Source organism: Pseudomonas extremaustralis, from assembly GCF_900102035.1.
In the GTDB taxonomy this organism is placed as follows: Bacteria; Pseudomonadota; Gammaproteobacteria; order Pseudomonadales; family Pseudomonadaceae; genus Aquipseudomonas; species Aquipseudomonas extremaustralis.
Genome location: NZ_LT629689.1, coordinates 6,217,608 through 6,243,458, shown reverse-complemented (window position 1 = coordinate 6,243,458; position 25,851 = coordinate 6,217,608). Strand labels below are relative to the sequence as shown.

The window sequence follows — 25,851 nt, the reverse complement described above, 5'->3', positions numbered from 1 at the left end:
CAATTTTCCGCTTCAGCCCTAACCTCGAAGTCCAGCGCCCTGCCCCCGTCAAGGATTACTACTTGTACCGTTACTGTCGGAGATTGCGAACTCGGACCATGCTGCCCAGGCCGAACGCCGACGTGATCTACTCCATGAGCAGGTAAGAGATCTGAAGCTAACGTAGGCCTGACGTGTGAGCCATGGAGCTATGTCCGCCGATGGCCGGTAGCGGCCCTTCTAAACGAAGCCCTTAGGTCGATGGCACCCGCTGCAATCATCGCAAACAGCTCCTGCCGAGGCACTAATTGATGTAACACCTTTTCGCCTAGTAACACTGCTACCGACATACCAGCCCCAGCGGTGTAACGCCACATAAATGCATAAAAATCATATAGTTATATACTTATGTAACACACGTAACACCGGTAACACGGTTTTATTAGGGTAGCCCCCTAGCCCCTATGGTATTGCTCCTTCAGCGAAGCAAGGTGGATCATGCTCTTGGCTTGGTTTCGATGGTGGGGACCCTGGAGAGTTCTTTTAGATACGGGGCAAAGAACCCGCGCGTTCGTGTTAGCGGGTGGATTTTTTAAGTTGGTTGACAGGTTGACGTGGTTGACACCCATCACCATGGTTGACGCCCTGCGAGTGTTCACTATCAGCAACAGATACAGCCACCTTTACCGAAGCTGTAACGATGGCCCTTTTTCTTCAACATCCTTTCAATTTCAACGATTGAAATTTCAGTAACTTCCGGCACATCCCACTAACTCGATCCCGCGGGTTTCATGCCCCGTATCTAGTGAAAAGCCTCAGGGTCCCCAGCAGCATTTCAGATCCGTGACTGTCCAACGAGCCGCATACATTGGCAGACGGCCGAAGGGGCCTCGGTCATATCCATCCAACCACATGAACCGCGTCGCTTTATGTCAGGATAGATATACAGCACATCGTCCCTGCCTCCCGAGACTGAGCATGCCATCCAGCCCAGCATCAAACCTTGCATTTCGTACAGGCTCAATCACAACCGCCTTCCCGTCTGACCTTACGTTGAGAGCTGAAGGCTTACACCCAATACTGGGGAGCTCCAGCCAAGCAACTCATCCAGGCATTGAAGTCAGAGTAGGTGGCGAGGATTTAGTCATTCCCTATCGAATTCATCACGAGGGCAATGAGCAAGGATGTCTGCAGTTAAGTGGGCTTCAAAGCGTCATGTACTCCTGCATCCTGACAAGGCATCACGATGGTCATGTCCGACAACGTCAGCTAAGGCAAATTATCTCTGTGCCTGAGCCTTGGGTGGTCCCGTTCGTGGTGCAGCTAACTGGCGAGTACGTAATGGAAATACTTGATACCTGCGAGGCTCACCTGCAAGCGCTTGATCCGGAGCTGTACGGAGCATTCATCAGGGACAACCCAAAGTACTTCAAAGCACAACAGGATCGGATGATCAGTTACTGGGATTGCTACTACCGACACCTGTATAAGCACAGGCAGGACTATGTGGGGTTTCGGTTATTCGAGCACTTTCGTAAACTCGCAAAGGGATAAAAGGTGAGCCAGCCCACGTCAGCGTGTATCCCTACCTGTATCCCTAACCGTAAAATCCGCCTACAAGGCACGGCTTATATGGCATGCGCGAGTCTCCCTCGGGCACCATCTTAAAAAAAGACCTTGAAATTCAAGGTCTTTTTTTTCGCCTGTCGAAAAGTGAGCAGCCAGCAAAATCCCCGACCACCACAATCTCAACTTGAAACACAGCCCCTTATGGGAGCTGGCTTGCCTGCGATAGCGTCAGCCGCAGCGCCACTACCCGCCACGTCCCCCTCCTCCGCCACCCCATTGGGCAACATCCCATTGGCCAAATCATCCACCACCGCCTTCGCCATCTCCCCCAAATAATGCGCCGCCCAGGCGTAACGGTCCGCGCTCTTGTCCATGGCGGCATCCAAGGCCAACAGTTTTGAACAGTGCAGCAGCTCGGAGGCATGCTCCAGGGCATCGCGGATAGGAACGCCGGAATTGACGCGGAATAGTCGGTGAAGGTTGGGCTGTTTGCCGCAGGTGGAAAAGGTGATGACGCCGAGGGTTTTGTTGAGGGGTGGGTTGATCATTGGACACCTCCTGGGTGGACGGAGGTGCGGGTGGTGGGATTGTGATATGGCCTGTCGGAAATGCTCATTGCTTAAGCTCCTAATAATGTAGTGAGCCTATTGTTTCGCGGATTCTCAAGTCCGGTCGCAAGGTACAAAGCGACGGAGAGGACGGTAGCGCAAGAGCGGTCGGGGCGGAAAGTTAGTATCTGTGGCGAAAATTTTCCGTTAGGTCGGCCGGGGTTGGCGGACGCCCCCGATTCCCCCCCAGATGCGGAACTAACATCATTGTCCGGATACGCCATTGTGCTGAACCCAACCTGGGCGGATGGTCTTCTACACACCAAGCACGACTCAACAGGGAGCGCTTGCTTGGGCAGGCTGTAATCGGCCGATTCTGTTGAAAAAGTCGGCTTCGAATTCCACGCCAGAAAAGTACGCGCCAGAGATTGAAATCTGAATTTTTGGCAGAAGAGTTCATTACTCGGATTTCACGTAGCTGCGGGCAATAGAGGTGTTTTCATCCATCAATGTTCGAATATTTTGGGAAAACCGACTTTTTCAACACAATCGGCCAATAGCCAATCCTCAAAAATTAATCTCGCCTTTGCGGTCTAGCGACACAACAAGGTGAGATCAAATTACCGGTTAGAAAGTACAGATCCTGACAGGCAATGTACAAAATTGAATTTCGCGCACCGAATGCCTGTAGAACACGATGTTTAGGAGTCGGCGCTAGGGCCATTCGCTACACCGCCTTCATCATCGCCAACTTCGAGCCTGGCGTAGAGGGACACACGGTGTCAGATGCAGTTGGTGAGACTCTGACACCGCTGATCCGACTCCCGTCAAAACACTGAAATCGGATACTCGACGATCAGCCGCAAGTCGCTCAGATCGCCCTCGCCTTGAGCGGCATTGGCGCGATGCCAGGCCTGACGCAAACGCAGCGACAGATTCTTCGCCGGCCCGGCCTGAACCACATATTTGGCTTCAAGGTTGAGTTCATGGTGCTTGCCGTCCTCGCCGTAACGGTTGCGGTAGGCGCTACTTGAATCAACTTTGGTGCCGTCGATGTCATCGCCACTGACATAGCGGGTCATGAACGTCAGCCCCTGCACGCCGTATGGCGCCATGTTCAGGTCATAACGCACCTGCCACGACTTTTCACCTGGGCCGTTGAAGTCCGAGTACTGAATCGCGTTGCTTAGCCACACTGAGTCGCCTTTGTTGCCAGAACCGTTGCCGAAGGCGATGGTGTCGAACGGCGTATCACCGTGTACTTTCTGGTACGCCAGCGTGATCTTGTGGGCGCCGAGAAACGTGTAACCGGCGGCCAGTGACCACGTGGTGTTGTTGATGTCGCCCGCGTCGGCCTTGCCGGTATCCAGGGTGCGATACAGGCTGAAATCGACGTTCAGCGCCTGGGTTGTCGACAGCGGCAGCACGTAGTTGGCACCGGTGTAGTACTGGTGCCAGATGTCTTTGAGTTCCGAGCCGTACAGCGACAGGCTGAAGTTGGGGGAGGGTGAATACTTGCCACCGATGTAATCCGCCTCGCTTGACGCCCTGCGCGCGTAACTGGCGAACAGCTCGCCATCACTGCGTGTGGTTGCCGGGCTGGTGCCAGAGTAGAAGTGTCCGGCGTCCATGTTCAGGTTGTCGATCTCGCTGCTCAGCAGGTTTATGCCGCTGGCGGTTTGCGGCAATACACGCACCCCGCCCGGTGCGAACAGCGGGTTCTTGGGCTGCATTTCACCGATCTTCAATACCGTTTTGGAGACGCGCACTTTCAATGCCCCTCCGCTTTTGCCGTACGAGTCTTCCGGTTCGCCATTACGGTTGATCGGCAGGTTGCCCAGCCCGGTCGTGCCTGCACCGCCATCAAGTTTCAGGGCAAACGCGCCGTACGCATCGACACCGAAACCCACCGTGCCCTGGGTGAAGCCGGATTCGAAGTTGGCGATGACGCCCTGAGACCAATCACGACGGTCCACACCACCGTTTTTTCCATCGCGGTTCCAGTAGTAATTACGCAGCAACACGTTGAGGTGGCTGTCTTCGACAACCCCTTGGCTGTCGCTTGGTCGGCTACCAGTGGTGCTGCCTGCGCCACGTTTTGCAGGCATGCGGATGCCGTCAAGGCCAGCAGGCCTTTAGTCAAATTACTCATTTCAATCTCCCCGAGTCGATAAAGTCAGGCCAAGAGGGCCCGGCTGGCAGGTCTTTCGTAAAAAGAGGCTCATGCTTGGAGTCGTCAGTCGGAGCGCGACATAAAGCGCTCCGTCTTGATGGCATCAGGTCTGTTTGTGCAGTTTTGCCAACCCTTCAGCCTGAGTGATGGCGCAAAGCACCGCGTCGATTACCGGCAGGTTGAATGCCTTCGCCAGCGCTGGTGCTCGGCCGATCAAACCACCCGACCCCAACACGATGGCGTCGGCCCCCTGCTGCGCTATGGCCGCCTGGATGGTTTGGTTGAGTTTGTGCGAGGCTGCCTCGCCACCTGCGGCGGCGTCAGCGACGCCTATGCCAGCGGCCAGCACCGACGCAATGTGTTGAGCGCCATAGGTGTGCAACAGCGCCGTGATGGTAGGGAGCGCCGAATGCACCGTGGTAACGACGCAAAAGCGTGCCGACACCGTGCGGGCCGCTGCGATACTCGCTTCGAACGCGCCCACTACCGGGATCTTCAGCCTCCGGCGTATTTCGTCCAGGGCAATATCGTCATAGCAGCCCAGCACACAGGCGTCGAAGCCCTGGCCTATGTAACTGTCGACCATTGCCAGCAAGGGCGGGATGGCTTGGGCTCGGTCCTCAAGACTTTCGATGGATAACGGTCCGTGAAGTGGATTGGCAACCGTCAACTCGGTATCGGCGCAAATCACCTGAGCGGCGGCGCGACGGATTCCTTCGCTCACCGCCGCGTTGTTGTTGGGGTTGATCACCAGAATCCGGCGGGTCATGGGTACACCATCCATGTTCATTGCCCCGCCATCAGGTTGGGCAACCAGGTGACGATGACTGGAAATGCCATGGTCAACAGGGTGAAACCAATCATCACAAACACATAGGGCAGCGACCCCATGATGACGTCGTTGAAACTGCCGCCGTCCTTGCGCACGCCATGTACCACGAACAGGTTCATGCCCAGCGGCGGGTGGATCAGCGCGATCTCGCACATCAGCACAATGAAAATGCCGAACCAGATCGGGTCGACCCCGACGGCCATCACCATCGGCACTGCGATGGGCACGGTCAGCACCAGCATCGACATGGCATCCATGAACATGCCCAGCACCAGGTAGAACACAATCAGCAACAGCAGCAACGAGAGTTGATTCATCCCCAATGTGGCGACCCATTCCGTCACGGTCTGGGCCAGGCCGACCATCGCCATGGTGACGTTGAGCATCAGCGCGCAGGCCAACACGATGATGACCATCCCAGTGGTCTTGGCTGCCTGCATCGAACAACTGATCAGCAGATCAGTGCTCAATTTGCCGTTGATCGCCACCAACACCAGCGCGATGATCAGGCCCAGTGCGGCAGACTCGGTCGGCGTGGCAAGCCCGCCGTAGATGCTGCCCATGACCACGCCGAAAATGATCAGCGGGGCGACCAGATGCTTGAGCATCGCCAGCTTCACCCTCAACGGGATGGCTGGTGTTTGCGGTGCGTGGGTACCAGCCTTGCCGTGGGCCAAAAAGATGTACAGCGAAAAGCACAACGACAGCAGCAAACCCGGGATCACCCCGGCGGTGAACAGTTGACCTACCGAGACATTGGCCAGCGAGCCGTACACCAACATGTTCACACTGGGCGGAATCAGAATACCCAGCGTGCCACCGGCCGCCAGCGATCCCAATGACGGCCGCACCGGATAATTACGTGCCGACAAGGCGGGCAGGGCGATGGTGCCGACAGTGGCCGCGGTGGCGACCGACGACCCCGACGTGGCCGAAAACAAGGCGCAGCTGGCGATGTTGGCGTGCAACAGCCCGCCTGGCAGGCGCCCCATCCACACGGCCAGCGCTTCATACATGCGGTCGGCCATGCCGCCGCGCAGCAGCAGTTCGCCCAGCAACATGAATAATGGGATCGCCAGCATCGACGGATTGTTGAGGCTGGTCCACAGCACGCCACCCATCATGTCGACCAGCGGCGGACCGAACAGCAGATAACCGCCCAACGCGCCGACCGTGATGATTGAAACCGCCACCGGAATGCTCAAAAACATCAGCAGCAACATGAGGGCGAAACCGATGCCTACCAACGCAATACTCATGATTGGCTCGCCTCACGTTTGGCCAGGTCGCCCAGCTCTGCCTTGAGTTCTTCGGCCACAGTATCGGCGCCGAAGCGTTGGTTCAGCATTGCCCAGTCTCCATGCCACAGTAGCTGGCAAGCCTGCCAGCAGAGGACCAGCGCGGCGACGGTGAAGACCGACATTGCCAATAACCAGAACGCTTGGGGGTAGACCAACGGTGTCGCCCAAGGGGTCTGTGCGACAGACTGATAAGACTGCGTGTCGAGCAGCGTGATGGTGGTGAAGTACAGCAAGTAGGCCGACAACAAGCCCAGCGACGCCATTGCCAGTGCGTTGGTCACCGCTTGGGCCCGAGCGCCCATTTTCACCTGGAAAATGCTGATGCGAATGTGCGCCCGCTCAATCAGCGCAACAGTGAATGCCAAGGGTGCACAAACGGCCATCGCGTAGCCGCCCAGTTCATCCAGGCCACCCAGCGAAAAGGAAAACAGCTTGCGCAACACGGTTTCAGCGGTAATGGCCAAGGCGAGCAGCAACATCACGGCGCCAAAGACAATGCCGGAAAATCGCGCATAATTTTTCATGAGTATGATCTCCAATACCTTGCCTTACTGACCCGGGTGCGCGCCGATGGTGGCCCGCCAGACGCTCTCGCACTCAGGGTCCACGGCATTGCATTGGGCCGCCCATGCCGGCAGCGAGGTTTTCTCGACAGCAGCAGCCACGGTGGCTTGATCGGCTGCCGTCACCGGCAAGGTTTTCAGCTTGTACGACTTGCCTTGATTGCACGGCAGTTCGCCGGCGTTGCATCGCATGGCGTCTTCGTACAGGTCCTTGGAGTAGTTCCAGATGTTGTCGTCCAGCTTATCGAATGCCTTTTGCAACGTGCTCTGCTGCTCGGGGCTCATTGCATTCCAGGTTTTGAGGTTGATCGCGTAACCGTTGACCGCCAGTTGCAAGGCGATAGGCAACACGGTGGTGGCGGCTTCCGGCCAGCCGGCGGCGTTTGCCGAAGCTGGTCCGGTGACTGCGCAATCCACTACGCCCATTGTCAGTGCCTGCTGCACTTCACCAAACGGCATCGGTACACCGATGGCACCCAGGCCGGTCATGAACTTCGCGCCGCTCTGATCACCCACGCGCACTTTCAGGCCTTTCAAGTCGGCCAGGCTGTTGATCGCCGGTTTGCAGAACACCAACTGTGGCCCGGCTGGCCATACACCCAACAACTTCGCATTGAATTTGCTCTGCAAACGCTTATCAACGTAGTCATAGAACGCACGGGTATTAGCGCGGCCGGCGTCAAACGAGGTGTTCAGGCCAACCAGGTCGAAGCCCAGCAGCGAAGGCTCATCACGGCTGACTTGAGGGCCACGGATGGACACGATATTGAACAGCCCGGACTTGAGGATGCGCAGCCCATCACTGTCAGGGATGCCGGCGATATCGGTCGGCACGTACTGCACATTGACGTCCAGACCCGATTCCGCCGCAAACGTGTTGAAGAAGGGTTGTTCCTGGTTCTGCTGGATCAAGCCCGAACCGGCGGGCTGGCCTAACACTTTAAGCTGTAGGGGTTGTGCCTGGGCGGTGCTGACCAGCAGCGCGGCTGCCAAACTGAGAAGAGTGCGATGCGCCATGTGCGTGTCCTGTCTTAATCAAGTAAGAAAGCGGACCCGCCAAATCGCATCAGCCCGCTAGGTGTGCGGGAAAATGAAATTCATTTTTCATGCCATATACAGTGAAAATGTATTTTCACTTTACAAATCAATCAGATACCTTATTTTTTGCGCCGTTATGAAAAAAGGTGGGCCTTTTCAGCCCGCACCTCAACGGTGCCCCATGTGCGGGCGAGGCACGAAATACGGTCGTTTTTGCGGGTTTTGCTTGGCAAATAAAAGAAAGCTCAGAGTTCGTCGAGACTGTCGTTAAACGACTCGATTCCGCGTAAGCGTGCACGTCCAGCCGAACCTGCCAGCTCAATTGCCCGGGTCGCCAGTAAATGGCAAACACCCATCACCGCCACATGATTGAACAACGGCCCCGGCGCCAACGTCTGGCAGCGAAAATGCCACGTCACGCTGGACAACGGCGCAACACCCTCGTCGGTGATGTACAGCAGTTTCGCGCCATTTTTTTTGATCAGTTCCAGAATCGCATCCATGTTCGCTACCCGACGCCGCAAGCCGAACACCACCACCATATCTTGCTCAGTCATGCTCACCAGGCTTTCTCCCAGTGTTTGTCCTGCCCCCGGTAAAGCTACGATGTTCTCTACCACCTGCGTCATCTGCCATTGAAGGTAACTAGCGAAGGGATAACTGCTGCGAAAACCCAACACCCAGACCTTGCGCGCATCCAGCATTGATTGCGCCACCGCGCTGATTTGCCCCTCACTGATGCCCAAGAACGTCGACTCGATATTGGCGACACCTTGCGCAACGTGTGCTTCCACCGACTGCACGGACGCGCTGTCCACGGAACCGGTCAGAAATAACCGCGACCCACTCTGCTTCTCCACCCTGGCATGGCGCCGCGCTGCTTCGTAATTCTCATAGCCCAGGCGCTTAACGAACCGTGACACCGTGGCATTGGACACCTGGGCTAATGTCGCCAGTTCGGACGCCGAATAACTTGCCAGCTCTGCTGGAAAATCACACACGAATTCCCCCAGCCGCCGCTCAGCCGGATTCAGCGTGCTGAGTGATTCACGAACGCGAGTCAGGAAGGATAGTTCTTTAGGCGGCATGGATTTCTGCTTGGCAAGGTTGGGGGAGCATTAAGCCATCATGAGTTTGGCAAGGGCCAATGTTGTTCAGATGAATTCATTGTTGTCACGAATCAAGCTACATCAACTTGAGGTAAATGAAGAAATTTTCCATGGCGGCTTGTAGTTGACTCATTGCTCTAGCGATGGCACAAAAGCAGAACCTGCACGAAAATGGCGTTTGCGCTATGGGTAACCGGCTCATCGCTCTCACCGCTATCGCGGTCCAGTGTTCCGCCGGGATGCGATCTCACGGACTTAGTTTCAATCAAACCCAGACTCGCGCATGCTTTCCCTGACCCCACTTTACCCAACCAGCGCCCATCCGCGCACTACGAGATAAAGCTCATGGTATTTTCGGGAACCTGCCGTTGCGGACACGTTACTTTTGAGAGCGATTGCCCACCTGTCATGACTACTGCCTGTCATTGCGTCGGATGTCAAAAAATGTCCGCTAGCGCATTTTCTCTGACGGCACTTTTTCCTGCGGCAGCCTTCGCAGTAACACAAGGCGAAACTGTCCTCGGTGGTCTACATGGCCCAACTCGCCACTATTTCTGCGCACACTGCCTGACGTGGCTATTCACACGGCCCGCCGGAGTCGACGAGTACGTAGGTGTGCGCAGCAGCCTGTTGGAAAACCCGCAGCACTACCGACCGTTCATGGAAACCTGGACGAGAGAGAAATTACCTTGGGTGACGACCGGGGCATCTGTCAGTTATGAAGCTTTCCCGGATCCGCAGGATTATCCAGCACTGATGTCTCAATTTCGAGCCGGGGATAAGTAAGCGCAGCTGCGTTGCCTTTTTGAAACCCTATCCAGTGGGTTCATTGTGAAGGTTGTCCCAAGCAAACAATGTTTGTAAAAAGGAGACGGATTTATTTTTCACCCCTCTTCTGAAAAATATATCCGCCCCCTTTCCCCCTCGTACTCTAGACCGAACATCCTCCCGAACCAGTCATACAGTCAACCGATAGCTAGCCTGCACCAACCCCGAAGGAAAGCTGCAGTTGGATACCAGTTCCCAGTCAATATCCCGCTGAAGGCCCCCGAACAATCGCCTTCCCGATCCGATCAGCACCGGAACGGTGGTAATCACCATATCGGCGACTAACCCATCGCGCAGGAAGGATTGCACCAACTGCCCGCCATCGACATAGACACGCTGCACGCCTTGCCCCGCCAGTTCGGCCATCAGGTCTGCTGGTGCGAGGTTTGAGAAACGCAGCTTGCCCTTCAGCGCCTCGGGTACCGGCGTACCGGTCAGTTGTTCAGACAGGACCACGACGGGCCGGTCGTAGAACCATGTGTCGAAGGTCCGTACCTTCTCATAGCTCCCTCGCCCCATCACGATCACATCCTTGTCGGCAATGAAGGCGTTGTAGCCATGATCTTCAGTCGGATCATCACGCTGCAAAAGCCAATCGATGTCGCCATCTGGCCGGGCGATGAAGCCGTCCAGGCTGACGGCGATGAAAACATGTGCAGTGGCCATCAGGACCTCCCAATAGAAGCGCCGTTTATTCATGCGTGATCATAAGCCGAATAAATAAAAGGCTCACCCGATCCCAATAAACCTGCGCAGGCTTATTACCGCCCTACCGAAAACAACACTCAAGAGCACTGCCCCCATCGCCTCATCCCAAAGTCTCAACTTCCCTATTAATAGGTCGTGATATTGCAAAGAGGCGTTGACGTATTTATCACGCCAGGAATATGGTTTTTTACCCCTCGCGTTTTATCAAGTGCTCCCCCGAAGTCCGGGGTTATAGGTGCTGGTAAATTGCGCAAAAAAATAAAAACAAATACGCAGGCCGACCATGCACCAGACGTTAAAACGTATGTTCCTCTGCTCTGCCTGCATTTACCTCCCCATCGTCGCGCACGCCCAGGAAATGGAATTGCCAACGATCCAAGTCATCGGCAGTTCGCCCGTGGCCGGCGACTCGATCGATCGGGATAAAGTGCCAACCAATACCCAATCGCTGGTTGCCGACGATTTCGACCGCAATAAATCCGCTTCCGTACTGGACACGCTGTCGCAACAAACGCCAGGCCTGCAGATTTCCGATGTGCAGGGCAATCCGTTTTCGCAGGACATCAATTTGCATGGCTTCAGGGCCTCCGCGACGCAAGGAACCCCGCAGGGGCTGGCGGTTTATCTGAATGGCGTGCGAATCAACGAAGCGTTCGGCGATACCGTGAATTTCGACCTGGTGCCCAGCGTGGCCATTGACCGCGCGGATGTGTGGACCAGCAATCCGGTCTTCGGGCTTAACGCCCTCGGCGGGGCGATCAATCTGCAGTTGAAGAACGGTTTCACCTATGACGGACTGGAAGCCGAGGTCACAGGAGGGTCGTTCGGACGCATCGGCAGCTCTCTGCAATACGGTGCCCAAAAAGACAACTGGGCCTTCTACACCTCCGGTGAAGAAATCCATGAGGACGGTTGGCGTGATCACTCGTCTTCGAGGATCAAGCGGTTCTACACCGACCTTGGGTACAAGGACGACGTGCGCGAGTTCCATCTCAACCTTTCGGCCGCATCGAACACGCTAGGGGTCATTGGCCCGACGCCCGTCGAGGAGCTGGCGCGCAGGTACTCGAGTGTCTATACGTTCCCCCAGACCACAGAAAACAACATGTTGATGGTCGGCCTTAACGGCAAGGTATCGCTCAATGACGACTGGGCGGTGCAAAGCAATCTCTATGTGCGTCATTTCGACCAGAAACATGTCGATGGCAACACCTCCGATGTGGCCGCATGTGCAGGCGATCCAACGCAGTTGTGCCTGGGCGATGCGGTCGCGCAGAACGCCGGGAGCGGACAAAATCTATCCTCGAGCCTGCTGCCTGGCACCGGATTGAACCAAGGGATCGCCGGCTCGATAGACCGCACCCACGTCAACTCCGACACCGTCGGCGCCTCTCTGCAGACTACGTATGACGGCTCGTTCCTGACACTGAACAATCATTTCGTGGCGGGCGCCAACATCGACTATTCCAGCCTGTCGTTCTCGGGAAGCAATGAGCTCGGGACCATAGCGGACACCACGATAGATCCTTACGTCGTCGGCTCCGGAATCACTTATCAGACCAGCGACGGCTTGATTCAACCCGTCAAGCTGAGGGCGAAGAATACCTATCAGGGGCTGTTTTCCTCCGATACGCTCGACCTCACCGATCGTCTGTCGGCCACGCTCGGCGCGCGGCTGAATATCGCTCAGATCAACCTGAGCGACGCGCTGGGCAACTCCCCTGAACTCACCGGCGATCATCGCTACGCTCGCTTGAACCCGCTCGCCGGCCTCACCTACAAACTGACGCCGGACATGAGCATCTACGGCGGCTACTCCGAAGCCAACCGCGCGCCCACGCCGCTTGAACTGGGCTGTGCAAACCCGGCGAAACCCTGCTTGCTCGAAGGTTTCCTGGTGTCAGACCCGACCCTCAAGCAAGTTGTCTCAAGGACCTACGAGACAGGCCTGCGGGGCCACAGCACGGTGAACGCCGACTCGACGATTGACTGGAAGCTCAGCGCGTTCCGTACCGACAACAGCGATGACATCGTCAGCCAGCCCAGCAGCGTGGTCCCGGGCTATGGCTACTATGTGAACGCGGGCAAAACCCGTCGCCAGGGTCTCGATGCCTACGTCCAGTACCGAACCAGCGACTGGTCTGCCTACACGACACTGGCCTATGTCGATGCAACCTACCAATCCAACCTGACGCTGACGTCGGCCAACAATCCTGAAGCCGATGCCAACGGCAATATTGCTGTCGCCCGCGGCGACAAAATCCCCGGCATTTCGCCATGGCAATTGAAGATGGGCGGGGATTATAAATTGACATCGGCCTTGACCCTCGGCGCGGACATGCTCGCCAACAGCAGCCAGTACTATGTCGGCGACGATTCAAACCACAATGCCAAGTTGGCCGGGTATGCGGTGTTCAATGTCCACAGCGATTATCAGCTCACCAAAACAATCAAACTCTTCGCCAAAGTGGACAACGCCCTTGATCGCAAATATGCCACCTACGGTACGTTCGCCGCCGTTGGCGACATCCCGTCGCTGGGGCTATCCAATCCCCAGACCATCACCCCGGCGGCGCCTCGAGCGATGTATGCCGGTTTCAATGTGAAGTTCTGAGTCGCTCAGCGTCTGCCCCATGACGGCGGCCCTGTACGTCCGACAAAGTCATCTAGGCCGCCCCTGCGGGGCGCGCTGACCCTAGGTCAGATTTAATCCGCCGTCTGACAGGAGTACCTCACCGGTTAGGTAGTCCGAATCAACCAACATGGCAACAGCGTTTGCAATGTCTTCTGGGCTAGCGGCCCTGCGCATTGGGGCGCGATCTCGCCACAGCTCTTGGGCCTCTTTCCACTCGGCGGTCAGAGGCGTGTCGACCAGGCCAGGCGCCACAGCATTTACGCGAATGTCTGGCCCAAGTGACACCGCGAGCAAGCGGGTCATGTGATTGAGCGCCGCTTTGCTCACCGCATAGGGAATGGATGCGCCCTTAGGACGGACACCAGCATGCGAACTGATGTTTACGACGCTACCTGCTCGACGGTAACGGGCGGCATCGCGCAATGCCGATTCGGCCAATGCGACCAGATGGAACGGCGCCACGACATTAATCTCGTTAAGTTCGTGCCACACCGCCGAAGTAGCAGAGGCAAGGTCGCTATGGGGAATGACCCTGCTGATGCCGGCGTTATTGACCAATACGTCGAGCTGACCCCACGCGGCGATCGCCTCGTCAACAAGCCTGACCCTATCGGCTTCACAAGCAAGATCAGCTTGCACGTAGATAGCCTGTTTCATTTCGGCAGCCATAGCGCGACCCGTATCCGCAGAATTTCGCGAATGCAGAACCACCGCATAGCCTGCCCCGCTTAGTACACGTGCAATGGCCGCGCCGATACCGGATGTGGATCCTGTAACCAACGCGACGCGTAATGCGTTATCGATTGGCGGATTGGGTTTCATATAGAAATCTCGAATTGTTCGAGGCAAATAGTGGCTGGGGACGATACACCTACGCCATTACTTACGAAACGTGAGCCGAGCAAGGGCGGCAAGCTAGCCAGCATCAGCCCAACACCGGTTGCCACCTGTTTAGCTGAGAAAAAAACTGACGCAGTTTCCAGCATAAGTGTGCACCACACAGGGCTTCGCTCTATCCACCAACGAGTGCCTGGGGATTTTCACGATCACGCAGTACTCTCTGCACTTCTAGAGCCTGATCAAGGGTGAGCTGAAGCTCCTCGTCATTCCAGGGTTTGCTGATGTAGCGGAAAATGTACCCGTCGCTGAGGGCTTGCGTGATCATGCTCATGTCGGCATAACCGGTGAGCAAGATATTCATGCATTCCGGGTCGCGCTTATACACCTCGCGAAGCAGCGTCGGACCGTCCATGAACGGCATGCGCGCGTCGCAGACGATCAGGTCGACAGAGTGCTGTTCAAAGAGCTCCAGCGCCTGGGCCCCACTCGTGGCCAGAAGCAAGTCGTAAGGTTTTACCCGCAGCAAGCGTCGCAGGCTGTTGAGGATGCTCTCTTCATCATCCACCAGCATGATGGTGTGGCGTTTTACGCTGGAGGAGAGGGCTTCCATGATCAGCATCCTTCTGTGGCAGAAGTTGAAAGGGCCTGCTGCTGGGGCTGGCGTAATGGTAACCACGCGCGGAAGCGACTCCCCCTGCCCGGCTCACTTTCGACGGTGAGCCTTCCGTGGTGCTTGAGGATGATGCTGTAGGACAACGACAGGCCAAGGCCCGATCCCATGCCCACCGGCTTGGTTGTGAAGAACGGTTCGAATATTCGGTTCTGGATTTCAGGGGGGATGCCATGGCCGTTGTCGGCGATTTCAACGAACACCCCGCCATCTTCTCGCCCGCTCCTGACGGTGATTTCGCCGTCGCTGCCCACCGCATGGCTCGCGTTGATGAGCAAGTTCATAAAGACCTGATTGATCTGTGAGCCCATGCATTCGATGAGTTCGATATCCCCATAGCACTTGATTACCTGGGCCTTGAACTTGATCTCGTTCCAGATAACGTTGAGGGTGCTGTCGAGCCCCTTGTGCAGATCGGCCAACTGCCATTCGTAACTGTCGACATGGGAGAACTCGCGCAGGTCCCTGACTATGCGAGTGACCCGGTCAAGACCGTCGGCCGACTCGACAAGCAGGTCGTCGATGTCCTGACGCATGAATTTGTAATCCATCTTGTCTCGCATGATCGCCAGCTCAGGATGTGCATTGGCGTGCGTTTCATCGCTCGCCTGTTCATGAGCTTCGAGCAGCGCAAAGATGTCCACGAGGTAACGACGCAAGGTGTTGACGTTGGAGCAAACAAAGCCGATCGGGTTATTGATCTCGTGGGCCACGCCCGCTGCAAGTTGACCTATCGCCGCCATCTTCTCGGACTGCAGTAACTGCGCCTGTGCATCTTCGAGCCGCGCGATAAGCAGTGCCTGGGCACTCTTTTCTTCTTCCAGCAACTTGTTCAGGTGCGTCAGCTCGAGTTGGCGGGCCGCAGTGTCGGTGGTATCAGTGATGGCCAGGCCCACCCCCAGACTGCTGCCATCGGCGTCCTGCACGGGGAAGAAGGTACAGTTCTGATACATGTGCCGGACTAAGCCGCTGATAGGCCGGGTGCTTTCGAAATTGAACAGGTGCGGCCGTTGCTGCCATGACGTGAAAGCAAAATTTTGCAGAGTGGCGACACTGTTGATCTTCTGTCGGGTCCAGACCTCCGGCAATTCCGGAAATGCTTCGAACAGCGTCCGGCCCACAAGTTCTTCAGCGCTGCGACCGCTGTTGATAGTCATAAAGTGATTGGAGAACAGCACTTTGCAGTCCTGGTCGACCAACAGCACACCCATGTTGATGGCCTTGAGCATCGACTCCAGGGTTTCCCGGGAAATTGCTTTGCTGTCTGTCATAAAGAGGCCCCTCAAAGCTCGTCCAGCAAACGATCGATGGCCCGAATAACAACGCCGGCAGTACGTTCGGTGATGCAGATCAGCAGGTCGCAGGAGAATTGATGAGCCTGAACCTCGAAACGGATTTCCAGCACCATCGCAAGGTGTTCGTTCAGGTCCAATTCATCCAGTGCGTTGCCGGACTCTTCCCTGTGGACCAGAATCGACGGCGCGTCATAGCTCACTTGGATCGCCACCTGCTTGGCCAGGCCGCTGATACAGGCACCGGACAGGATGTTGGTGACATCCAACATCAGTTCTTCCTGCTGCGCGGGGTCGCCGTCGTTATAGCCCAGCAGTTCGGCGAGCTTGTCGGCCCCCATCGCGCCAAAGCAAACGAACACCTCTCCACGTAGCTCGCCCAGAAAAGACTGTCGGGTAACGACCATGGAGCTTTGACGAAGATGGTCCGGGATCAACAGGTGGTTCTGTTCCCGGATCAGGGGGTGAATGAAAGGAACCGAGAGCGTCACCATGGTGTTGGTCAGCAGAGCCAATCGCTCGGCGGCCTGCCCCATGGCAATATTCATCAGCTCCTGCAAGGCATCACGTTGGTCTTCGGTAAGCGCGGCCAAAGTTTCCATCAAAGCACTCCTATGAAGTGCAAAGCATTGAGCAGGGCTTCAGCCGTAACGGGCTTGGCTACGAATGCGGCAGCGCCCAGGTCCACGACTCGTTGCCTGGCCAGGGGTTGGATGTCTGCGCTGATCACCACGATGACCACATTGGCGTCTTCGCGCTTGAGCGCCTCCAGGGTCTGGAAACCGTCCATGACGGGCATGGTGAGGTCGAGAAAAAGCAGATCGACCAAGCCTGCGTGATAGGCCTCCATCACCTCGGAGCCATTACAGGCCTGGCGGACATCTTCGGTCAGTGATTCTGGCAGGGCCCGCAAAACCATCTTGCGGGACATGGATGAGTCGTCGGCAATTAGAACTTTCATGGTGCACTCCACATTTATGAAGTGTGCTGCGGCTTCGGTCGAAGCCGGAGAAACGAAGATTTCTTTAAATCTTTTAACCACTCTAGCGCTACACATAGCAAAGAGCCATCAGGAAATCCTGATATTGCGTCAGCGATTGACCGATTCACTGACACACCTGAAAAGCGTGTTTGCTTCAATCACACAGCCAACCTCACGACTCAATCACCCCCGCGCAGTCTGCGCCCATCAGGCCCGTACAACGCGTGCCCCACCACCGAATTCAAAAACCCGACAATCCGCTGGTTACCCGCCATGCGCAGCCCCAACGCCTCGCCATTCGCCACATTCAGCTCCCGCGCCCGTCGCGCCAGGGCCTGCACTTCCTGCCAGGCCGCTACGCACTCGGCATCCTGCGCCGCCTTCAGCGCACCTTGCCGCCCTGCGCCATAGCCGAGCCTCAACTGCGCCCCGGAGCGGATCGCTTCCAGTTGCTCCAGCTTCTGCAATGCCGCCTGTTTGCACGCCGTCAGTTCCTGCAGTTTTTCACCGTCGACCTTGGCCTGGGCCAGTGCACGCCGTTCCAGTTCCAGCCAGTCGACAAGTTCGACGATCGCCTGCTGCTGCAATTCCAAGTGTTTGGCCAGACTCATCGGCACCTGCACCTCATCGGTCAGCGTTCATGGGAGGGTTTCGCGCACGCTGGCGGCGAGGCCGTCGAAAATCGAGTCTGCGCTCACCTGGTAGGTGCCGCTGTCGATGGCCTGGCGCAGGGCCGCGACTTTGTCCATGTCCACGTCCGACGACGTCGCAACCTGCGAGCTGGCGGTGCTGCTGGAGACTTGCACGCTGTCGTCGACGGTGGCTTCCAGGGGCAAGGTTTCGATGCGCGGGTTGCCGGTGGCTTTGCCGTCGGTGGGCGCCAGGGTGTTGGTCAGGTTTGCACTTATGATTTTCACGTTAGAGGCTTCAATTGGCTGTGGTTGAGGTCACTATCGGCAATCGCGACGGCAAACTTTGACCTTCGATTAAAAATTAATAGCGCAGCAGCAACTCGTTCTGGCCCACCACTTGGGCACTGAGCATTTTGCCGTCGCTGCCCATGACCCGTACGGTGCTGCCCAGGCTACCGTTGTCCAGCGCCTTGCCGTCGCGGCTGATGGTAAAACCCGCGCCCTGGGCTTGCAGGACCACCCGGGCGTTGCGCTCCACCAACCAACGCTCGCGCACGTGATTCTGGGTAATCACCATGCCTCGGCCGAGGGTGCGGCTGGCCTGGCGGCCGATGATCTGCGAAGGCTCGAACACGCTGCCTTTGGGCAGACGTTCCAGCGGGCCGCGCTTGAGTTCCAGCATGGAGGCCTTGATCACCTCACCGGCGGGGATGCGCTGGCGGCTGACCACATAGTCGCCGACCACGCGCACGCTGACTTGCAGGTAGCCCGCGACTTCGTCCAGGCAGCGCACGCCCACGGCGGCCCGGCCGATCACGCTTTGTTCTGGATGCACCAGGTACGGCCGTTGCGTCGCGCAGGCGGCGATGCGCGCCGCCGGCTGGCCGATGTCCACTGCAACCAACTGCGCCCGTGCCGGCAAGCGCGGCGCAAGCAACTCGCGCACCGCGTCCTGCAGGCCGTCGGCCTGGGCCAGGGTGCAGCACAACCAGCACATCAAGCCGCCTAATCGCCTCGTCATCACTCAAGCCCTCCGCGCTGCCCAGCGCAGAATTCTAGTCGCCCCGCCGCCGAGGCAAGGCCTGAATTGGTCGTCAAATAGCCGCCTGTTTCGGCCTTTGCCGGGGCGACCTTGGGACTAACCTGCGAGCCGTTCATTTATTTGATGCACAGGTCCGCAACCATGATCGACAAGCTCGACAACGAGCTGCGCTTTCAGCAGGACGCAATGAGTTTGCGGGCTGAGCGCCAGCAGGTATTGGCCAATAACATCGCCAACGCCGACACACCCAACTTCCGCGCACGGGATTTTGACTTCAGCGCCGAACTGGCCAGCTCCCTGCAAAAGTCCCACACCCAGGGCCGCGGCATGAGCCTGGCCACCACGTCCGACCGCCACCTGCACGCCGACAGCAGCCGCTTCGCCAGCCGTGACTTGCTCTACCGCGTGCCGGACCAACCGAGCCTGGACGGCAACACCGTGGACATGGACCGCGAGCGCGCGCAGTTCACCGACAACGCCGTGCGCTACCAGGCCAGCCTGACCTTTCTGAGCAGCCGCCTACAGTCGCTCAAGACCGCCATGCAGTCCGAATAACCCAGGGAAACCACCATGTCGATGTTCAGCATTTTCGATATCGCCGGCTCCGCGCTGAGTGCCCAGTCCCAGCGCATGAACGTAACCGCCAGCAACCTGGCCAACGCCGACACCACCAGCGGCCCGGACAACGAAGCCTACCGGGCGCGGCAGGTGGTGTTCGAATCGCAATACCAGACCGGCAGCAACATCGGCGGCGTGCGCGTCAGCCAGGTGGTCGAGGACGGCTCGCCGATGCGCCAGGAATACCGCCCCGGCGATCCGCTGGCCGACGAGTCGGGCTACGTGACCATGCCCAACGTCGAGCCGGTGGGCGAAATGGTCAACATGATTTCCGCGTCGCGCTCCTACCAGGCCAACGTCGAAGTCATGTCCACCAGCAAGGAAATGATGCTGAAAACTTTGACCCTAGGTGAGGCATAAACCATGACCAGTACGATTTCCAGCTCGGTGTTGTCGACCATGAACAGCACCAGCACCACTGCCGAGAGCAGCACCTCGGCATCGGACGAATTGCAGGACCAGTTCCTCACGCTGTTAACCACGGAGTTGCAGAACCAGGACCCCACCGACCCGATGGACAACAGCGAGATGGTCACCCAGCTGGCGCAGATCAGCACCATCAGCAGCATCGAAGACGTCACCAGCACCCTGGAAGGTATCTCTGGCCAGATCAGTGCCTCCGAGACCCTGCAAGCCTCGGCCCTGGTGGGCAACGGCGTGTTGATCGACGGCAACACGATCCAGGTCGACGACGGCGTCACCACCCCCTTCGGCGTCACCCTGGACAGTGATGCCGACAGCGTCACCGTCACCATCAAAGACAGCAGCGGCACCGTGGTGCGCACCCTGGATGAAGGCGAGATGAGCGCCGGCACCCAATCGCTGTCGTGGGACGGCCTGCAGGACGACGGCACCACCGCCGCCGACGGCGCCTACACCTTCTCCATCAGCGCCACCACCGACGACGTCGCCGTGGCCAGCACTGCCCTCAAATACGCGCTGGTCACCGGTGTCACCACCGACAGCAGCAACGCCGTTGCGCTGGACCTGGGCGGCGTCAACGAAAACGTCGCCCTGAGCGACATCAGCCTCGTCCTATAACGAAGGAGAATCACCATGGCTTTTTCCCAAGCGCTCAGTGGTCTGTCGGCAGCGTCCACCGACCTCAACGTGGTCAGCAACAACATTTCCAACTCCCAGACCGTGGGCTTCAAAAGCTCGACCACGCAGTTCGCCGATGTGTACTCCGGCGCCGACGTCGGCCTGGGTACCCAGGTCTCGGGCGTGGTGCAGAACTTCGAGTCCGGCAGCCTGACCACCACCGATAACGCCCTGGACCTGGCGATCAACGGTGACGGGTTCTTCACCTTCTCCGACGGCACGCAAACCGTGTACTCGCGCAACGGCCAACTGACCCTGACCGCCGACGGCTACCTGGAAAACGCCGCCGGCGACAAATTGCTGGGGGTCAACGGCGTGATCCAGATCCCCACCACCGGCATGCAAGCCAGCGCCAGCACCGAGCTGGATGCCGAGCTGAACCTGGACGCCAGCAAAAGCGTGATCACTACCGCGTTCAGCCAGACCGACTCGACCACCTACTCCTATTCCACCAGCACGACGCTCTACGATTCCCTGGGCATCAGCCACACCAGCACGCTGTATTTCAGCAAGACCGCCGACAACACCTGGGACGTGCACACCGCCATCGACGGCAACCTGCTGACCGACACCCAAACCGTCAGCTTCAGTTCCAGCGGCCTGATCACCAGCGGCACCACCGGCACCTATACCTATGACCCGGCCAACGGCGCGGCGAGCATGTCGCTGACCCTCGACCTGACCGGAACCACCCAGTTCGGCAACGATTCGTCGGTGACCGACATCACCCAGAACGGCTACACCTCCGGCAGCCTGGTGAGCTTCACCATCGATGAAACCGGCACCGTGGTCGCCACCTACTCCAACGACCAGACCAAAAACGTCAATCAGATCCAGCTCGCCAACTTCAGCAACGAAAACGGTCTCAAAGCCAACGGCGACAACACCTGGCTGGCCACCACCGCCTCCGGTCAGGCTCTGCTGGGCGTGGCCAGCAGCGGTTCGCTGGGGTCAATCCTGAGCGGCACCACTGAAGACTCCAACGTCGACCTGACCGCCGAACTGGTGAACCTGATCATTGCCCAGCGCAACTTCCAGGCCAACGCCAAGTCGGTGACGGCGCAAAGCGAAGTGCTGCAACAAGCCGTGAACATCGGTTCCTGACCCTATGGATCGCATGCTCTTCACGGCCATGAGCGGGGCCAACCAGGCGCTCGAACAGCAGGCCGTCGTGGCCAACAACCTGGCCAACGTCGTGACCCCGGGGTTTCGCGCGCAACTGGTGCAGATGCAGTCTTCACCGGTGGCGGGCGAAGGCCTGCCGACCCGTGTGTCGGTGGCCGCCAACGGCGTGGGCGTGGACTGGAGCGAAGGGCCGATCGTGCACACCGACCGCGCGCTGGATGTGGCCCTGGACGAAAACGTGATGCTCGCGGTGCAGACCGGCGACGGCAGCGAAGCCTACACCCGGCGTGGGGACTTGCAGGTCGACGGCACCGGCGCCATGACCGTGGGCGGGCGTCCGGTGATCGGCGATGGCGGGCCGGTCACCGTACCGCTGGGCAGCGAAGTCACCCTGGGCAGCGACGGCACCATCAGCGTGCGTGAACTGGGCATGGAGCCCCGTGGCTTGAGCCCGGTAGGCAAGTTAAAGCTGGTCTCGGCGTTGCCCGGCACGTTGCAGGCCGGCACTGACGGGCTGTTTCGCAGCGCCAACGCCCAACCCCTGCCGGCCGACGACAGCCTGCGCGTGGCCCCCGGCGCACTGGAAGGCAGCAACGTCAGCCCGACCAACGCCATGGTGGCGATGATCGACAACTCGCGGCGCTACGACATGCAGATGAAAGCCATCAGCACCGCCGACGAAAACGCCAAGAGCGCCAACAGCCTGCTTTCCCTGAGCTGACCGCCCGGTTGAACCGACAAGGAACCCAACGATGATCCGATCACTGTGGACGGCAAAGACCGGCCTGGAAGCCCAGCAGGGGCAAATGGATGTGATCGCCAACAACCTGGCGAACGTCAGCACCAACGGCTTCAAGCGCTCGCGCGCGGTGTTCGAAGACCTGGTGTACCAGAACGTGCGCCAGCCCGGCGCCCAGAGCAGCACCGACACACGCCTGCCCTCCGGCTTGCAGGTGGGCACCGGCGTGCGCGAAGTCGCCACCGAGCGCCTGCACACCCAGGGCAACCTGGAGCAGACCAGCAACTCCAAGGACCTGGCGATCAACGGCCTGGGGTTTTTCCAGGTGGACATGCCCGACGGCAGCACCGGCTACACCCGTGACGGCAGCTTCCAGCTCGACGCCAATGGCGAGATGGTCACCTCCAACGGCTACAAACTGTCGGCCGGCATCACCATCCCCGCCAACGCCACCGCGATCACCATCAGCAGCGACGGCATCGTCTCGGTGACCACGCCGGCCTCATCCACCGCGACCCAGGTCGGCCAATTGAACCTGGCGCTGTTCATCAACCCGGCCGGCCTGGAAAGCATCGGCCAGAACCTCTACCTGGAAACCGACGCCTCGGGCGCGCCCACCGAAACCACACCAGGCCTCAACGGCGGCGGCACGCTGTCCCAGGGCTACGTGGAAACCTCCAACGTCAACGTGGTGGAAGAAATGGTCGGCATGATCCAGACCCAGCGCGCCTACGAAATCAACAGCAAGGCCGTGGAGAGCTCGGACGAGATGCTCCAGCGTCTGACCCAGCTCTGATCGAGACCCCAACCATGGTTCACAAGTACTTATTGGCCGGCGTATTGGCCCTGGCGGGCTGCGATCAACTGCCGCACAAACCGGTGGTGCCCGACGAAGACCTGCCGGCGCCGGTCTACCCCTTGCGCCAGGCCAACGGTTCGATCTACCAGGGCAGCCTGGGCTCGCAGCCGCTGTTCGAGGACCGTCGCCCGCGCCGGGTCGGCGACACCCTGACGATCCAGCTGGAAGAACAGGTCAGCGCCAGCAAGAACTCATCGTCCAATGCCAGCCGTGCCGGTTCGATGGGCTTGAGCCTCGCGACCAAGTCCAGCCGCCCCAGCCAGGTCGGCTCCTTCGGCCTGGACGCGTCCACCACCCACGACTTTGTCGGCGCCGGCGGTTCCCAGGCGAACAACTCGTTCACCGGCACGATTTCCGTGACGGTGATGCAGGTGATGCCCAACGGGCACCTGCGCGTGCGCGGTGACAAACAGATCGCGATCAACCAAGGCACCGAGTTCATCCGTTTTTCCGGGCTGGTCAACCCACGCAGCATCACCGGCGAGAACACCGTGTCGTCGACCCAGGTGTCCCAGGCGCGCATCGAGTACGTGGGCGACGGCTATATCAATGAAGCGCAGCGGATGGGCTGGCTCCATCGCATCCTTCTGAACGTTTCACCTTTCTGAGCCTCACCTTTTTTGAGAACCCATGCCATGTTCATGAGAGCCGCCAGAATCCTGCTGCTGAGCTGCCCGTTGTGGCTGGGCGCGACGGTGCACGCCGAGCAGATCCGTGACATCGCCGACTTTGCCGGCATCCGTCCCAACAACCTGGTGGGCTATGGCCTGGTAGTCGGCCTGGATGGCAGCGGCGACCAGACCACCCAGAGCCCGTTCACCGAGCAAGGCCTGACCAACATGCTGTCGCAACTGGGCGTGACCCTGCCGGCCGGCGCGAACATGCAGATGCGCAATATCGCAGCGGTAATCGTCACCGCCAACCTGCCGGCCCTGGCGCGCGCGGGGCAGCAGATCGATGTGGTGGTGTCGTCCATCGGCAACGCCAAAAGCCTGCGCGGCGGCACCCTGCTGATGACCCCGATGAAGGGCGCCGACGGTGAGGTCTACGCCGTGGCCCAGGGCAACCTGCTGGTGGGCGGTGCCGGAGCGTCGGCCAACGGCAGCAGCGTGACGGTCAACCAGTTGGCCGGCGGGCGCATCAGCCGGGGCGCGATCATCGAGCGCACGGTGGCGCTGAACCTGAACAACGAACGCGGCCTGCTGGGGCTGTCTCTGCATGAACCGGACTCCGCCACCGCGCAGCGCGTGGTGACGGCGATCAACCTGGAAATGCGCCGCACCGTGGCCTCGGCGGTGGACGGCGGCCTGATCGAGATCCAGGGCCCGCTGTCGCCCAATGAGCGCACCAATTTCATGGCACGCATCGAGAGCATCGAAGTGCTACCGATCCAGGCGCGACCGAAGGTGATCCTCGATTCGCGTACCGGCTCCGTCGTGCTCAACAGCTCGGTCAAGCTGTACCGCGCCGCCGTGGCCCACGGCAACCTGTCGGTCATCATCGACACCACCAACACGGTCAGCCAGCCCGGCGCTTTCAGTGGCGGCCAGACGGCGACCAGCTCCCAGAGCAATATTTCCATCGAGTCCCAGGGCGGTTCGCTGCACCTGCTCGAAGGCACAGCGAACTTGATGGACGTGATCAAAGGCCTGAATGCGCTGGGGGCCACCCCGCAGGATCTGATGGTGATTCTGCAAGCACTCAAGGCCGCCGGTTCATTGCGGGCAGAGTTGGAGATCATCTGATGAAAAGCGCCGAAGGTTTTGCCCTGGATGTGCAGGGCCTGGACCGGCTGCGCAACAGTGCGCACCTGGATCCCCATGCCGGGCTCAAGGAAGCCAGCAAACAGTTCGAGGCACTGTTCCTGCAGATGATGCTCAAAAGCATGCGGGCGGCGGTGCCCAAGTCGGAGATGTCGAACAACTCGCAGACCGAGATGTACACCGAGATGCTCGACCAGCAATGGGCCCAGAGCCTGGCGGGCAAAGGCATCGGCCTGGCCGAGCAACTCACCCGGCAATTGAGCGGCTACACCACCCGCCAGAGCCCCGAGCTGGACAGCGCCACCAGCGCCTTCCTCGACCTGCCGCCGGCGCGCCCCTCGCCGTTTGCCAGCCCGGCGTTCGATGCCTGGAAGCGCCGTGAAGTCAGCGGCGCCGACAAGGACCAGCCCGAGCATGTGCAAGCGTTTATCGCGCGCTTGAGCGAGCCGGCGCAAAAGGCCGCGCGCAGCAGTGGCGTGCCCGCTGAACTGATCCTGGCCCAGGCCGCCCTGGAAACCGACTGGGGCCGGCGCACCATCACCACTGCCGGCGGCGCCGACAGCCACAACCTGTTCGGCATCAAGGCCGGCGGCCAATGGCAAGGCCCGACCACCCAGGTGATGACCACCGAATACACCGACGCCGAAGCACAAAAACAGTTGGAAGCGTTTCGCGTGTACCCCAGCGACGAAGCCGCTTTCAACGACTACGCGCGCTTGATGCGCAGCCGCCCCGGCTACGCCGCCGTGCGCACCGCCAACGATGCGCCCCAGGCCGCCGTCGCGCTGCAACAGGGCGGTTATGCCACCGACCCGCGCTATGCCCAGAAGCTGATTTCGGTGATGGCCACCATCGGTCCGCTGCGCGCCGTCCCGGCCGTGGCGCAGTTGCAAAACGATTTATAG

The 25,851-nt window shown here is 59.0% G+C and carries 25 protein-coding genes and 2 pseudogenes; 11 read left to right on the top strand and 16 right to left on the bottom strand.

Features of this window, described 5'->3' with window-relative positions:
* Window positions 1-1,796: 1,796 nt before the first annotated feature.
* From BLR63_RS28785 to BLR63_RS28755, 7 genes and pseudogenes are all read right to left on the bottom strand, one after another.
* A pseudogene (locus BLR63_RS28785) lies at window positions 1,797-2,096 on the bottom strand (DUF3077 domain-containing protein); the annotation flags it as partial.
* A gap of 827 nt (window positions 2,097-2,923) precedes the next feature.
* Window positions 2,924-4,248: pseudogene (locus BLR63_RS28780) on the bottom strand (OprD family porin).
* A gap of 124 nt (window positions 4,249-4,372) precedes the next feature.
* Window positions 4,373-5,038 (bottom strand): aspartate/glutamate racemase family protein, encoded by a 666-nt coding sequence (locus BLR63_RS28775; RefSeq protein WP_010567424.1) that lies wholly within the window; start codon window positions 5,036-5,038, stop codon window positions 4,373-4,375.
* A 17-nt stretch (window positions 5,039-5,055) separates the two neighbouring features.
* Window positions 5,056-6,360: a TRAP transporter large permease gene (locus tag BLR63_RS28770; protein ID WP_010567423.1), complete on the bottom strand. Its 1,305-nt coding sequence runs from the start codon at window positions 6,358-6,360 to the stop codon at window positions 5,056-5,058.
* Window positions 6,357-6,926, bottom strand: a complete 570-nt coding sequence (locus BLR63_RS28765; protein ID WP_010567422.1) for a TRAP transporter small permease subunit — start codon at window positions 6,924-6,926, stop codon at window positions 6,357-6,359. Before BLR63_RS28765 ends, BLR63_RS28770 begins: the two co-directional genes overlap by 4 nt.
* Before the next feature lie 24 nt (window positions 6,927-6,950).
* A complete protein-coding gene (locus BLR63_RS28760) occupies window positions 6,951-7,982 on the bottom strand; it encodes a TRAP transporter substrate-binding protein (RefSeq protein ID WP_010567421.1) in 1,032 nt (343 codons plus the stop codon).
* A gap of 266 nt (window positions 7,983-8,248) precedes the next feature.
* Window positions 8,249-9,091 carry a MurR/RpiR family transcriptional regulator gene (locus tag BLR63_RS28755; protein WP_010567420.1) on the bottom strand — a complete coding sequence of 281 codons (843 nt, stop codon included), beginning with the start codon at window positions 9,089-9,091 and terminating at the stop codon, window positions 8,249-8,251.
* Window positions 9,092-9,457: 366 nt separating this feature from the next.
* Between BLR63_RS28755 and BLR63_RS32260 the strand changes: the two genes are divergently transcribed.
* Window positions 9,458-9,898, top strand: a complete 441-nt coding sequence (locus BLR63_RS32260) for a GFA family protein (RefSeq protein ID WP_010567419.1) — start codon at window positions 9,458-9,460, stop codon at window positions 9,896-9,898.
* Window positions 9,899-10,069: 171 nt separating this feature from the next.
* Here BLR63_RS32260 and BLR63_RS28745 read toward each other — a convergent pair whose 3' ends face one another.
* A complete protein-coding gene (locus BLR63_RS28745; RefSeq protein WP_010567418.1) occupies window positions 10,070-10,606 on the bottom strand; it encodes a dihydrofolate reductase family protein in 537 nt (178 codons plus the stop codon).
* Window positions 10,607-10,931: 325 nt separating this feature from the next.
* On the opposite strand from BLR63_RS28745, the gene BLR63_RS28740 reads away from it, so the two are divergent.
* The gene (locus tag BLR63_RS28740) at window positions 10,932-13,262 is read left to right on the top strand and encodes a TonB-dependent receptor (RefSeq protein WP_010567417.1); all 2,331 of its coding nucleotides are present in this window, start codon (window positions 10,932-10,934) and stop codon (window positions 13,260-13,262) included.
* Between the two features lie 81 nt (window positions 13,263-13,343).
* On the opposite strand, the gene BLR63_RS28735 is transcribed toward BLR63_RS28740, so the two are convergent.
* The 8 genes from BLR63_RS28735 to flgA form a co-directional block, all read right to left on the bottom strand.
* The gene (locus tag BLR63_RS28735) at window positions 13,344-14,105 is read right to left on the bottom strand and encodes an SDR family NAD(P)-dependent oxidoreductase (protein WP_081480395.1); all 762 of its coding nucleotides are present in this window, start codon (window positions 14,103-14,105) and stop codon (window positions 13,344-13,346) included.
* 190 nt (window positions 14,106-14,295) lie between these two features.
* Window positions 14,296-14,733 carry a response regulator gene (locus BLR63_RS28730; RefSeq protein WP_010567415.1) on the bottom strand — a complete coding sequence of 146 codons (438 nt, stop codon included), beginning with the start codon at window positions 14,731-14,733 and terminating at the stop codon, window positions 14,296-14,298.
* A gap of 2 nt (window positions 14,734-14,735) precedes the next feature.
* Window positions 14,736-16,064, bottom strand: coding sequence for an ATP-binding protein (locus BLR63_RS28725; protein ID WP_010567414.1), 1,329 nt, complete (start codon window positions 16,062-16,064; stop codon window positions 14,736-14,738).
* An 11-nt stretch (window positions 16,065-16,075) separates the two neighbouring features.
* The gene (locus BLR63_RS28720; protein WP_010567413.1) at window positions 16,076-16,687 is read right to left on the bottom strand and encodes a chemotaxis protein CheC; all 612 of its coding nucleotides are present in this window, start codon (window positions 16,685-16,687) and stop codon (window positions 16,076-16,078) included.
* Complete coding sequence (locus BLR63_RS28715) at window positions 16,687-17,046, bottom strand: response regulator (protein ID WP_010567412.1); 360 nt, start codon at window positions 17,044-17,046, stop codon at window positions 16,687-16,689. The genes BLR63_RS28720 and BLR63_RS28715 overlap by 1 nt, the downstream gene beginning before the upstream one ends.
* Before the next feature lie 200 nt (window positions 17,047-17,246).
* Entirely contained in the window at window positions 17,247-17,678 is a 432-nt protein-coding gene (locus BLR63_RS28710; protein WP_010567411.1) for a flagella synthesis protein FlgN, read from the bottom strand.
* 27 nt (window positions 17,679-17,705) lie between these two features.
* On the bottom strand, window positions 17,706-17,984 hold the full coding sequence (gene flgM / locus BLR63_RS28705) for a flagellar biosynthesis anti-sigma factor FlgM (protein ID WP_010567410.1): 279 nt from the start codon (window positions 17,982-17,984) through the stop codon (window positions 17,706-17,708).
* A gap of 76 nt (window positions 17,985-18,060) precedes the next feature.
* Complete coding sequence (gene flgA / locus BLR63_RS28700; protein ID WP_042947583.1) at window positions 18,061-18,720, bottom strand: flagellar basal body P-ring formation chaperone FlgA; 660 nt, start codon at window positions 18,718-18,720, stop codon at window positions 18,061-18,063.
* A gap of 162 nt (window positions 18,721-18,882) precedes the next feature.
* Here flgA and flgB point away from each other — a divergent pair, with 162 nt between their 5' ends.
* From flgB to flgJ, 9 genes are read left to right on the top strand one after another with little or no spacing between them, the layout of a single operon-like run.
* Window positions 18,883-19,296 (top strand): flagellar basal body rod protein FlgB, encoded by a 414-nt coding sequence (flgB, locus tag BLR63_RS28695; RefSeq protein WP_010567408.1) that lies wholly within the window; start codon window positions 18,883-18,885, stop codon window positions 19,294-19,296.
* 15 nt (window positions 19,297-19,311) lie between these two features.
* The gene (gene flgC / locus BLR63_RS28690; protein ID WP_010567407.1) at window positions 19,312-19,719 is read left to right on the top strand and encodes a flagellar basal body rod protein FlgC; all 408 of its coding nucleotides are present in this window, start codon (window positions 19,312-19,314) and stop codon (window positions 19,717-19,719) included.
* 3 nt (window positions 19,720-19,722) lie between these two features.
* The gene (locus BLR63_RS28685) at window positions 19,723-20,400 is read left to right on the top strand and encodes a flagellar hook assembly protein FlgD (RefSeq protein WP_010567406.1); all 678 of its coding nucleotides are present in this window, start codon (window positions 19,723-19,725) and stop codon (window positions 20,398-20,400) included.
* Between the two features lie 15 nt (window positions 20,401-20,415).
* Window positions 20,416-21,564, top strand: a complete 1,149-nt coding sequence (flgE, locus tag BLR63_RS28680; protein ID WP_010567405.1) for a flagellar hook protein FlgE — start codon at window positions 20,416-20,418, stop codon at window positions 21,562-21,564.
* 4 nt (window positions 21,565-21,568) lie between these two features.
* On the top strand, window positions 21,569-22,306 hold the full coding sequence (locus tag BLR63_RS28675) for a flagellar basal body rod protein FlgF (protein ID WP_042947581.1): 738 nt from the start codon (window positions 21,569-21,571) through the stop codon (window positions 22,304-22,306).
* Between the two features lie 31 nt (window positions 22,307-22,337).
* Window positions 22,338-23,120 (top strand): flagellar basal-body rod protein FlgG, encoded by a 783-nt coding sequence (flgG, locus tag BLR63_RS28670; RefSeq protein WP_010567403.1) that lies wholly within the window; start codon window positions 22,338-22,340, stop codon window positions 23,118-23,120.
* 14 nt (window positions 23,121-23,134) lie between these two features.
* A complete protein-coding gene (locus BLR63_RS28665) occupies window positions 23,135-23,791 on the top strand; it encodes a flagellar basal body L-ring protein FlgH (RefSeq protein WP_010567402.1) in 657 nt (218 codons plus the stop codon).
* A gap of 27 nt (window positions 23,792-23,818) precedes the next feature.
* Entirely contained in the window at window positions 23,819-24,928 is a 1,110-nt protein-coding gene (locus BLR63_RS28660; protein WP_010567401.1) for a flagellar basal body P-ring protein FlgI, read from the top strand.
* Window positions 24,928-25,851 (top strand): flagellar assembly peptidoglycan hydrolase FlgJ, encoded by a 924-nt coding sequence (gene flgJ, locus BLR63_RS28655; RefSeq protein ID WP_010567400.1) that lies wholly within the window; start codon window positions 24,928-24,930, stop codon window positions 25,849-25,851. Before BLR63_RS28660 ends, flgJ begins: the two co-directional genes overlap by 1 nt.